Here is an 8394-nt window from a genome sequence, read left to right as displayed (position 1 = left end):
AATCAGGTGCGGAATGTCGGGTATACGAATAATCCTGATCCAGGGGGAGCGACGCCTCCCCCTTTTTCCTCCAGCAAGACGCCTATCGCCCGCCAGCTACATCGATAAAGGTACCTGTGGCGTAGGAGGCCTCGTCCGACAGCAGCCAAGCGATGGCGGCGGCCACCTCACGAGGTTCGCCGCCCCGCTGCAGCGGAATATGGCTCTTGACCCTGTCTACCCGGCCGGGCTCGCCGCCGTCGGCATGCATCTCGGTGTAGATAAAGCCGGGCCGTACCCCATTGACCCGGATCCCCTGAGCCGCCACCTCCAGGGACAGCCCTCTGGTCAGCACGTCTATGGCCCCCTTGGCGGCGGCGTAGTCCACATACTCCCCGGGGGAGCCCAGGCGCGCGGCGGCGGAGGAGACGTTGACGATGGCGCCGCCCGGTGCCATGCGGCGGACAGCCTCGCGGCAACAGAGAAAATAGCCGGTGACATTGGTGGTCAGGGTCTTGTTGATCCGCTCTGCGCTCATCTCCAGCACCTTCATCTGGGGCTGCAGCCTGCCTGCGTTGTTCACCAGATGGGTGATGGGGCCGAGCCGCGCGTCCATCTCCTCGAACAGGCGCACCACCTCGGCCTCCACGCTGACATCCGCCTGCACTGCTATGCAGGAGACCGGATGCTGCGCCCGGATCTCGGCCACCAGCGCCTCGGCACTGGCCCTGTCATAGCGATAGTTGAGGCAGAGGTGATACCCCTGCCCCGCCAGATAACGGGCCGTCGCGGCCCCTATGCCTCTGCCGCCGCCAGTGATCAGCACCCGTTTGTTCATGAACCCTCCTGGTTCCCGGTTTTGATGACTGCCACGGATATTACCCCATGTTCCTGATCAGGCCTCACCCCATGGCGACCTGCGTCACAACAAAGAGCCCGCACGGGGCGGGCTCTGGATGGCATCAGCGGGAGGCGGGCTATTTGAACAGGCCCTTGAGCAGCTGGTCGGCTACTCCCTTCACCCCTTCGTCGTCGGCCTTGTCGCCCAGCAATTTCTTGAGGCCGCGCTCGGCCTCCTTGCGGGCCTTCTCCTCCAGCACCTTGTTGTTGCTGAGCAGTTCCTTCACGTCGAGCCGGTAGCTCGGTGCCTGCCAGTGGCCGCCGATACGCACCGGAATGGTGACGTCCTTGAGCTCATCCACGCTCTTGCCCCCCTGGCCCTTGCTGCTCTCCACCACTGAGGTGAGGAACAGGAAGTCGAGGGTCTCGGGCACCAGGGCGGTCTGGCCCTGGCCCTTCACCCGCAGGGCGGGGGCGAGCAGCTGGATGTCGTCGCTACGCGCCACGCCATTGGCGATCTGGAAGCTGGCGGTCAGGGCGCTGAAGTCGGTCTTGCGCGCCTCCTTCACCTGATCCGCCCCCTTGCCGGTCAGGGTGGCCCGCGCCTCACGGATCATCTCCGCCAGGTTGATGCCGTGCAGGGCACCGTCGCTCAGCCTGAGGCTCACCTTGCCCTGCATCTGGCTGCGCAGCGCCTGCTCGGAGAGACCGGTGCCCTGCACCTGCACCTCGAGATCCCCCTTGCCTTCCAGTCGATCGTTCTGGGCCAGGGTCTGCAGCAGCGGGCGAATATCCACCCCCTGTATCCGCTTGTGTACCTGATAGCGGGCGGGTTGCTGGCGGGCATCGAGCACGCCACTCGCCGTCACCCGACCACCGGCCACCCCGGCGCTGAACTGCTTGAGGTTGAGCTGGCCACCGGCCAGGGCGAGCTGCAGATCCACGGCGTTGAGATCCAGCCCCTTCACCCGCAGGCTGCCCAGTTGCAGCCGACCGGCCAGATCCACCGTCTTGAGGGCGGCGAGATCAGGCTCCATGGTGGAGAGCGCCTTGGCTGCGGGGGCAGTCCCTTTGTCTTCGCCTTTCGCAGGAGCGGCGGGCGCGGCGGCAGCCTTGGCCGGCTGACCGAGCCAGCCGTCGAGATCGAGTTTCTCCCCCTTGAGGTCGAACTCCACTTTGGGCACGGCCCCCAGCCGCACTGTGCCGTTGCCGCTGAGCAGGGCCTCGTCCGCCCCCAGCACCAGGTTGCTCAGGGTGACGCTCTGCTTGTCCAGCTCCGCACGGGCAAATCCTGCCAGCTTGAGCTGCATCTGCGGGCGTGGCAGGCCATCGCCACTGAGCTTGGCGGCCAGCACCGCATCCGACACCTCCACCAGTTGCAGCCCCTGATCGAGCCGCGCCTTGAGGGTCCCCTCCAGGGCACCGGCCAGGGTCGGCTTGTCCGCCGCCCCCTGGGCGCCGCTCAGGTTAAGGGTCAGGCTGCTCCACTGCCCCAGCGCCAGCCGATCGGCCTTGAGGGAGAAAGCATCGAGCCGCTGCGATGGCTGGCTCAGGCTGCCGCTGAGGCTGAGATCCTTCAGCTCGCTGGCCTTGGCCTCCCGGGCCAGCTTGAGCTGGGTCTGCCCCTTGAGATCAAAGGTCAGCTCCCCGCGTGCGCCCTTGGCGGCCAGGGTCACCGGTACCCACTCACCCGGGGTCAGCTGTCCCAGATCGAGGTCGAGCCGGTCGAGACGGGAGACGGCGCCGCTGCGATCGTCTCGCACCAGGGCGCTGGCCTCGACCAATGCCACCCCTTGCAGGCTGATCTGCCAGGGCTTCTCGTCGCTGGCGGCAGCAGCGGCAGGCTGGCTCTCGCTGGCTGAGGGTTGTTTGTCGGCAGCAGAGGCCTTGACCAGGCCATTCAGGTTGGAGCTGCCATCGGCCCGAGTCTGGATAAAGAGATGGGCGCCACTGAGCGTCACCTTGCCGATCTCCAGCCGGTGGGAGAGCAGCGGCAGCAGGGCGACAGAAGCGTCACCCTGCGCGAAGCGGAGCAGGTCAGGCTCGGCAAACCCGGCGGGGTTGCGAAGCTGCACCTTCTCGAGAGAGAGACCGAGGCTTGGCCAGAAGCGCCAGCCGATATCCCCTTCCATCACCAGCTCGCGGCCCGTGCTCTTGCGCACCTGCTCCGCCAGTTGGGGCTTGAATTGATTGGGGTCAATCAGGGACACCAGGGCGGAGATGGCCACCACGGCGGCCAGCGCCAACCCCAGCAGGATGTAGATGATCTTCTTCACGACGAACTCCTCAATGCAGATCCTGTGGCTGACTATACCACCGGGGGCCAGCCGCAGGCTGTACCGATCCCAAAACGGGCAAATGGCGAGACAGGGATGGTCGCGGCGGCCGCCCCATCAACGAAAAGGGCCCCGCAGGGCCCTGGTCTCACTGGATGGTCGGCAGTTGCCGGTAGCCCATCTCGTACAAGGTGAAGGCATAGATGTCCGCGCTCTGCTCGATCAGCTTCGCCACCGGCGTGCCCGCCCCGTGCCCCGCATTGGTCTCGATGCGGCTGAGCTGGGGATGAGGGCCCGCATCATCGGCCTGCAGGGTGGCGGCAAACTTGAAGGAGTGAGCAGGCACCACCCGATCGTCGTGATCCGCCGTGGTCACCAGGGTCGAGGGGTAGCTGACTCCGGGCCGCACCTGGTGCAGCGGCGAGTAGCCCTTCAGGTAGTCGAACATCGCCTCGCTGTCGGCGCTGGTGCCGTAGTCATAGGCCCAGCCCGCCCCGGCGGTGAAGGTGTGATANNGGCCTTGAGATACTCGGCCGCCGCGATGAAGTCGTCGAACACGTTCTGCTTGTTCATCCTGGTGCCCGCCAGGTGCCAGGCCTGGCCGTACTCGCCGCCCCCGCGCAGGTTCGCCACCGCATAGACGCCCCCCAGATCCAGCCAGTTGGCCACCGACACGCTGAAGCTCGGGGTCAGGCTCACGTCGAAGCCGCCATAGCCGTAGAGGATGGTCGGGTTGCTGCCATCGAGCTTGAGCCCCTTGCGGTAGCTGATGATGAGCGGCACCCGGGTGCCGTCCTTGCTCTGGTAGAAGCGCTGCTCCGAGACATAATCCGCGGGATTGAACGGCGCCGCCGAGGCGCGATAGAGGCTGATGGCGCCGCTCTTGGGCTCGAACCGGTAGAGGGTGGGCGGCTGGGCGTAGTTTTCGAAACCGAAGTAGAGGGCGGGATCATCGTGCTTGCCGTTGAAGCCGCTGACACTGCCAAGGCCGGGCAGCGCCACCTCGCGCACCCGCTTGCCCTCATAGTCGAACTGCTCGACCCGGGCGGTGGCATCCACCATGTACTCGGCGAACAGGTAGCCGCTGCCGCTGTGCACCGTCAGCACCTGCTGGCGCTCGGGGATGAGATCGCGCCACTGTTCGGGGCCCGGGTTGGCGGCGTCCACCGTCACCAGTCGGCCATTGGGGGCGTCCCGGTTGGTCTGCAGGTAGAGCGTGCTGCCCTTGTTGTCCACCAGGCTCACGTCCGCCTCCAGATCTCCCTGCACCGTCAGCAGCGGCGCGTTCTCCTGGCTCAGATCCTTCACATAGAGGCGGTTGCCGGAGGTGGAGTTTGCCGCCGAGATGAGCAGGAAGCGGTCATCCTCGGTGACGGTCGCCCCCACGTAGCGGTGGTGCTGGGCCGGGATGGCGCCGAACACCAGCCGGTCATCCTGCTGCGCCGTGCCGAGCCGGTGGAAATAGACCTTGTGCTGATCGGTCTTTGCCGACAGCTCGCTGCCATCGGGCTTGTCGTAGCTCGAGTAGAAGAAGCCCTCGTTGCCGAGCCAGCTGATGCCGCTGAACTTCACGTCCTTGAGGGGCGCCTCAAGGGGCTGTTTGCTCTCCACGTCCATCAGGTGGATCTCGCGCCAGTCGCTGCCGGCCAGTGACAGGGAGTAGGCCAGGATGCGGCCGTCCCGGGAGAAGCTCAGCTGATCCAGCGCCGTGGTGCCGTCGGGGCTGAGGGTATTGGGATCGAGGAACACCTCGGCCGACTTGCCCGGCAGCTGGCGCCACAGCACGTTCTGGTTCTGCAGGCCGTCGTTCTTGAAGAAGTAGTGGTAGCGCCCCTCGCGAAACGGCGCTCCCTCCTTGGCGTAGTTCCAGGAAGAGGCGAGCGTCTCCTTGATGGCGGCGCGATACGGGATCTGTGCCAGGTAGTCCCGGGTCACGGCGTTCTGGGCCTCGACCCAGGCCTCGGTCTCGGGGCTGCGGTCATCCTCCAGCCAGCGATAGGGGTCGGCCACGGCCTGGCCGAAGTAGTGATCCACCTGCTCACCCTGGCGGGTGACGGGGTAGTGAAGGCGCGTTTTCCCTGACATGGCATCCTCTTCGATTGGCTGGCCGCTGCACGCACACAGCAGTGACAGGGCCAGCAGGCTGACAATGGCTCGCATCGAGGCGGCTCCCTGCGATTTCGGTGAAGCGGGCAGGTTAGCAAAGAGTGCCGGACGGCCCAACCCCCCAACGGGTCCGCCCTCACCAACCAAAGCCTGCGCCTGCTCTGTGAGCCAGCTCCCCCTGCCCGTGGGCGGTCTGTGCCATCCTGACATGGAGAACAATGAGAGGAGAGCAGCATGTGGATCGAGGCGGAGCCCGTCTATGGCGCCCTGGTGTCACTGGCCATCGGGCTCATCATCGGACTGGAACGGGGCTGGCAGGTGCGCCAGCTGGGAGACAACCAGCGCATCGCCGGGATGCGCACCTATGGTCTCATCGGTCTGCTCGGCGGGGTCTGCGCCCTGCTGCTGCCCACCCTGGGCGCCTGGTTGGCCCTGCTCGGCCTGCTGGCGGTGGTGGCAGGCTGCGGTCTCTCGGTCTGGCTGGCCCAGCGCTGGCAGGGGGAGTTTGGCCTCACCAGCTCGGTGGCCATGGTGCTCACCTATCTGCTGGGGCTAATGTCCGTGTTGCAGAGCCCGAGCGAGGCGGTGGCCTGTGCCGTGCTGGCGGCGCTCTTGATGGGGCTCAAGGGCAAGATCCAGCAGGGCATGCTGTTCTTGAGCGAGACGGAATTTCACGCCACTCTGCGCTTCCTGCTCATCTCTCTGGTGCTGCTGCCCGTGTTGCCCGACGTCGAGATGGGCCCCCTCAACGCCTTCAACCCCTTCAAGATCTGGCTGATGGTGGTGGTGATCGCCGGCATCTCGTTCTCGGGCCACTTCGCGGTGCGCCTGCTCGGCACCCGCGCAGGTCTGGTGCTCACCAGCATGCTGGCGGGGCTCGCCTCCTCCACCGCCCTCACCCTGCAATTTGCCCGCCTCAACAAGGAGCAGCCCGGGCTGGAGCGGCTGCTGGCCACCGGCATCCTGCTGGCGGGGGCCACCATGTGGTTGCGACTGCTGGTGCTGGTGCTGCTCATTCACAACGAGCTGGCCATGCGCCTGGCCCCCCCCCTGCTGCTGCTGGCGGCCACCGTCTACGGTTTCGCCTTCTGGTTCTGGCGCCAGCGTGAAGAGATGACAGACAACCCGGTGCAACCCGAAACCCGCAACCCGCTGGATCTCGCCACCGCCATCAAGTTCGGCCTGCTGCTGGCGCTCATCGGCTTCATGGCCACCCTGCTGCAGAGCAAGGTAGGCAACTCCGGGGTCTATCTGCTGGCGCTGGTCTCCGGCATCACGGACGTGGACGCCATCACCCTTTCCCTCTCCCAGCTCTCCCACAAGGAGTTGGCCCTGGAAGTGGCGGCCCGGGCCATTCTGCTCGCCGGCCTGGTCAACTCCCTGGTGAAGGGACTGCTGGCGCTGGTGATCGGCGGCCGCCGTCTGGGGCTGAGGGTCATGCTGCCCTACCTCCTCTCCATCCTGCTGATCCTGCCCCTCATCTGGCCAGGCAACTGACCCGACCACCAGGACGCGCCTGACGCCGCCGGCGTCGCTGGCGTATACTGGCGCCTCTTGGCACATGAGAGGAGGTGAGCATGGCAAGCGACTGGGACAAGGTACTGGCGGGGGGCGCCCTGAACAGCCAGAGCGAGGAGATAGCGAACGACCGGATCCGCGGCCAGGCCCTGCTGGCGCAACTCAACGCCACACCGGCGGGGGATCACGAGGCGCGTCAGCGTCTGTGCGCCGAGCTGTTCGGCCACTGCCCGGACTCCTGCTGGATCAGCACCCCCTTCACCTGCGAATTCGGCCGCAACATCCACATCGGCGAGAAGACCTTCTTCAACTTCAACATCACCATACTGGACGTGGGCGAGGTGCACATCGGCAGCCATGTACTGCTGGCCCCCAACGTGCAGATCTACACCGCCACCCACAGCATGGATTATCTGGAGCGGCGCAACTGGACCGCCTACAACAAGCCGGTGCGCATCGGCGATGACTGCTGGATTGGCGGCGGCGCCATCATCTGCCCCGGCGTCACCATAGGGCCGCGCACGATCATAGGTGCCGGCGCCGTGGTGACCCGGGACATACCGGCAGACTCCTTGGCGGTAGGCAACCCGGCCAGGGTCATTCGCACCCTCTGCCCGGACGAGCCCCGGGATCCGGCGCTGCTGTCATGATGGCCCTGGCACTGCTGCCCCTCATCTGGACCGCCTGGCTTGGCATTCAGGAGGCCAACTGGTGGCCGCTGGTCCTGATCACCACCATGAGCCTGCTCACCGTGCTCGCCTATGCCCACGACAAGCGCCAGGCCATATGCGGCGGCTGGCGCATTCCGGAATCCCGCCTGCACCTGCTGGAGTTGCTCGGCGGCTGGCCCGGCGCCCTGGTGGCTCGCCACTGGCTACGCCACAAGACCCAGAAGGGGAGCTACCGGCGGGTGTTCTGGTTTATCGTGCTGCTGCACCTCACCCTGTGGGGACTCTGGGTCGGCCGGCCGCTCTGGCAGGGAGGCTGAACTGGCAAGCCCCAGGCAATGCCCGTACAGGCATTGCCGCCAATGGATCGTTGTGAGACAACGAGATCCTTGGGGCGGATCGTCTCGTTTCTACATCGACAAGGAGTCAGTTATGACCATGTGGACAGGCATAGTCCTGATCGTCTTCATCAGCGTGCTGTTCGGCTATCTCGGCAAGCGCGCCCGCTATCAGCTGGGGGACGCCCGCATCACGGATCGCCTCGGCAAGCAGGATCTCATCATCAGGGAGTTGCAGGAGCGGGTCGCCAATCTGGAGGCCATAGTGCTTGAGCAGGAGAAGCGTCGGCCCTTCCGGGAGCTATGAGGCCAAGTCACATCGGGGGACCATAAAAATGGCAACTCAGGGTAAGATGACTGAAAGGATAAATTCCTTATAACAAGAATGTGGCGCTAATTATTTCTGAGGTTTACTAAAAAACAATACGCCGACTTGAAGTCGGCGTAAAAAACAGAATATATAATCATTTATTTCAGAGAAGTCCATATTTCAATCTATGTAAATATCTAAGGAAGGTGCGAATAAGCGGGGAAATTCTTCTCGGCTGACTCAGTCATTTCATTTCTTCATGTTTGAGCCGATTTTTTCTCCCGTAAATGCCTTGAATCAGCCTATTTAGACCGTTTCTTCGCCATTTAAGGCGTTATCCCCAGTTTTTAGTGAGATCT

The 8394-nt window shown here is 64.7% G+C and carries 6 protein-coding genes and 1 pseudogene; 4 read left to right on the top strand and 3 right to left on the bottom strand.

What is annotated here, in order from left to right; genetic code table 11:
- Window positions 1-82 precede the first annotated feature (82 nt).
- From BN1127_RS01880 to BN1127_RS01870, 3 genes and pseudogenes are all read right to left on the bottom strand, one after another.
- Complete coding sequence (locus tag BN1127_RS01880) at window positions 83-817, bottom strand: SDR family oxidoreductase (protein WP_005332837.1); 735 nt, start codon at window positions 815-817, stop codon at window positions 83-85.
- A 139-nt stretch (window positions 818-956) separates the two neighbouring features.
- Window positions 957-3095, bottom strand: a complete 2139-nt coding sequence (locus BN1127_RS01875) for an AsmA family protein (RefSeq protein ID WP_042648283.1) — start codon at window positions 3093-3095, stop codon at window positions 957-959.
- Between the two features lie 148 nt (window positions 3096-3243).
- Window positions 3244-5255 (bottom strand): annotated as a pseudogene (locus tag BN1127_RS01870) (prolyl oligopeptidase family serine peptidase).
- A gap of 180 nt (window positions 5256-5435) precedes the next feature.
- On the opposite strand from BN1127_RS01870, the gene BN1127_RS01865 reads away from it, so the two are divergent.
- From BN1127_RS01865 to BN1127_RS01850, 4 genes are all read left to right on the top strand, one after another.
- Window positions 5436-6698, top strand: coding sequence for an MgtC/SapB family protein (locus tag BN1127_RS01865; protein ID WP_005332842.1), 1263 nt, complete (start codon window positions 5436-5438; stop codon window positions 6696-6698).
- 80 nt (window positions 6699-6778) lie between these two features.
- Window positions 6779-7369 carry a sugar O-acetyltransferase gene (locus tag BN1127_RS01860; RefSeq protein ID WP_042648282.1) on the top strand — a complete coding sequence of 197 codons (591 nt, stop codon included), beginning with the start codon at window positions 6779-6781 and terminating at the stop codon, window positions 7367-7369.
- Window positions 7366-7707: a DUF1294 domain-containing protein gene (locus BN1127_RS01855; RefSeq protein ID WP_042648281.1), complete on the top strand. Its 342-nt coding sequence runs from the start codon at window positions 7366-7368 to the stop codon at window positions 7705-7707. Before BN1127_RS01860 ends, BN1127_RS01855 begins: the two co-directional genes overlap by 4 nt.
- Window positions 7708-7819: 112 nt before the next feature.
- Window positions 7820-8032, top strand: coding sequence for a hypothetical protein (locus tag BN1127_RS01850; protein ID WP_042648280.1), 213 nt, complete (start codon window positions 7820-7822; stop codon window positions 8030-8032).
- Window positions 8033-8394 lie beyond the last annotated feature (362 nt).

Origin of the sequence: Aeromonas media, assembly GCF_000819985.1 — a bacterium.
GTDB classification, from domain to species: domain Bacteria; phylum Pseudomonadota; class Gammaproteobacteria; order Enterobacterales; family Aeromonadaceae; genus Aeromonas; species Aeromonas media.
The sequence above is the reverse complement of the archived record's forward strand: the minus strand, read 5'-3'. Positions and strand labels throughout refer to the sequence as shown.